At 62.8% G+C, this 2,995-nt stretch carries 1 protein-coding gene; it reads left to right on the top strand.

The genetic code is table 11. The features are described from left to right. The first annotated feature begins 334 nt into the window (after positions 1–334). Positions 335–2,863, top strand: a complete 2,529-nt coding sequence (locus BGE01nite_RS28675; protein ID WP_146856370.1) for a serine/threonine-protein kinase — start codon at positions 335–337, stop codon at positions 2,861–2,863. The last annotated feature ends 132 nt before the right edge of the window (positions 2,864–2,995 follow it).

Below are 2,995 nucleotides of genomic sequence, written 5' to 3'. Positions count from 1 at the left end.
AGTTAGGGACGAGCGCATTCGTCCTTCGCACTCTGCTACGGAGAACTAGGCTCGTCCCTACCAGGGGCGATGGGGGCGCTGCCGCGCCAGGGAATGGTGAGGGGCAGAGGGGGGCGAAACTTTGGAGATGTTCTGAAAGTCCTCATTTTAGATATAAAATCCATATGCCTGAACCCTCTGTTTATATGTATGATCTATATTTTTCAGAAAACACGTTGCAAAGTTGAGGGGCAAGTTTTAGAATTTGAGAACTGAAACGAGAGCTGTCTTGAGCAGACCCTGCTGAAGCGCGGTTTCGCGGCACAGTTCAGGCTTTCTTTTTACACCGTGGTCCATGACCTCTGAGATTCCCAGTTTCGGACATCTGGCACTGTCGCGCCGCGCGAGTGGCGAGACGGTGCGATTAGTGCGTTCGCCGGATGAGGTGGTGCTGCTGGCGTTCGACAAGCAGATCAAGCGGCTGGTGGAACTGCATCTGCTGAAGGCTGGAGAGCCGCTGGAAGGGGCGCTGAAAAAGTCTGCCATGGAGCGTGCGCGGATGGCCGCGGAAGTCCGCGGGCCGACCTTCATGCGCGTGCTGGACGTGGGTGAGGACCAGGGGGTGGTCTATTATACGAGCAACCTGAATGAAGGTGAGTTTGTGGCGGACTACATCATGCGTCGTGGCGCGCTGCCTCCGGCCACGGTCTTCTCCCTGCTGCTGCAGCTACTGGATGATGTGATGCTGCTGGCAGACAAGCAGCGGCTGGTTTCGCAGATCCGTCTGGACCGGGTGATGATCACCACGGTGGAGGACACTTTTTTGCAGCTGCGCCTCTATGATTTCGGGCTGAACTCGGCGGAGCGCGCCCCTGGTGATCATGCGCGCCAGGTGCTGCAGGTGTGCGAACTGATCTTTCTGCTGCTCACGGGCAAGCCTTTCACCGGTGAGAGCCCGGACCGCTATCCAGCCCTGACGGCGCTGCCGATGAGCCTGCGCACGACCGTGCGGGTAGCACTGTCAGATCCGGGCAACATGCCGACCTCCCTGGAAAAGCTGCGTGACGATGTGCGCGAGGCCTTTTCCGCGCAGGTGAGCAACATCCAGGCGCGCAACACGCGCAAGCAACTGGTGGTCACGGCCGCGCTGCAGCCGGCCTCCCAGCTGCAGCAGCTGCTTTTAGAAGGTGTGCCGGTGGAGCGTGTGCTGGGCAGCCGCTTCCGCGTGGAAGCTGACGACGACGGACGGCGCTACCCTTTCTCCATCGCCTGTGTGAATGCGAAGACGGATGTGCCGGTGACGGTGCATCTGCTGCCGCCGTGCCGCGTGGTGGACAAGACGGAGTATGACGCGGTGCCGCTGCAGAGCTGGCGCTTCAATCCGGAGAAGCACCCGAACATCCTGCGCAGCCTGAGCCTGTGGGAGAGCCCGGACTGGAGCTTCCTGACGGAGGAGCGCGAGCCGGGCTTCTCCCTGAGCCGCCTGCTGACGGAGCGCCTAACCTTTAATGCTTCCGAGGTGGCGGTGGTGCTGCGGCAGGTGAACGCGGGCATCGAGCAGGCGCTGGACTGCGGAGTGCTGCGTCTGGAGCTGCATCCTTCCAATCTCTTTCTCCGGGTGGGAAAAAACGGCCCGATGCTGGCACGCGAGCATGAGCGCCTGATGCAAAAGCGGCTGGATGCCTGGCCGCCCTTTCATGTGAAGCTGCGCCCGCATGTGACCATGCGGAACCTCTATGAGTCGCCACTGGCGGAGCCTCCGGATGCCGCGCAGTTTGAGGGCAGTCATCTGGTGGACCGGGAGCATCGCAGCCGTGCCTTTGTGGCGCTGGCGGTGTATCTGCTGACCGGGCAGCGCCAGATCGGTGATGTGCCGGTGTTTCCAGAGGCGGTGCCAGAGGCGCTGTCCATGTATGTGCGGGAGACGCTGGAGGCCACGCATCTGAGCGGTCTCACGCCATCCCCCACGGATTTCCTGGAGCGCTTTGAAACCTGCATGTCCGCGCCTGCGGCACCAGACCTGGCCACGCGTCTGCGCGGCAGCAAGGTGGCGTTGGAGGAGATGGAAAGCGCAGGCAGTGTGTCTGACTTTGAGGACGACACGCCTGCGGATGATTTTAGCGACGACGAGGAGAAGCCGCAGGTCTCGCCGATCTCACGCCGCCTGCATGCGCATGAGTTTGATCATCATGCGCAGTCTCCGCGCCGTCGTCTGCCCTGGCCGGTGCTGGCGGCAGCGGCGCTGGTGATTTTGGGCGTGCTGGCGTGGTTGTTCATGCCAGGGACGAAGACGGATGAGGTGGCGGCGGTGAAGCGCGTGACCGAACCTGAGATTGCCGCCATCCTCGAGGCGGACGTGACCAAGGACGAACCAACTTTGCAACCAAGTCCTCCCGTGGCGGAGAAAACGGAGGAGACGGCTGAGGCTTCTGCGCCTGCGTCTGCTCCTGCCACGGTGGCGAGTGCCATCGCCCCTCCTGCCAAGTCTGCCACGCCCGCGAAGCCTGCGGAGGTGGAGAAGCCGAAAGCGAAGCCGGAACCGGTGAAGGTGGCGACGGTTTCACCTGCCCCAGGTTCGGGACCCGTGATGCCGGCACCGGCCGCAGCCGCCGCGAAGCCGCCGGTGGTGGAACCGGTCAAGCCGCCAGCTCCGGTGCCGGTGCCGGGTCCGGTGACCATCCGGAAGGCCATCATGCCCACGCCGGACGAGATCGCGAAATTCAAGCAGGGGCAGATCAAGCCGCAGCCCGCCCCGCTGCCTGTACAGGTGAATCCGGTGAAGCCTGAGTCTGTGACGCCTTCCGCGCCTGGCTCTGACAAGGTCGGCACCGTGCCGGCGATGAAGATGGCCTCGCCTGCGGGAGATGGCGGGAAGAAGAGTTGAGGGGGGCTTTGTGTGGATTTGCGAATGTCGCGGAGCGTCGTGGACTGCGGCAGCCCTGCTCTGAGCTTTACCCATAAGTTGATTTGGAGCGGGACCTGCGCTGACCAGACAGCCCCCGGAGCGCGGACTTCA

It is taken from the genome of Prosthecobacter gellanilyticus (assembly GCF_007992435.1).
In the GTDB taxonomy this organism is placed as follows: Bacteria; Verrucomicrobiota; Verrucomicrobiia; order Verrucomicrobiales; family Verrucomicrobiaceae; genus Prosthecobacter; species Prosthecobacter gellanilyticus.
The sequence above is the reverse complement of the archived record's forward strand: the minus strand, read 5'-3'. Positions and strand labels throughout refer to the sequence as shown.

What these genes read in the sequence shown, in the direction of transcription:
- BGE01nite_RS28675 (WP_146856370.1), top strand. Translation starts at nt 335, where the DNA reads ATGACCTCTGAGATTCCCAGTTTCGGACATCTGGCACTGTCGCGCCGC.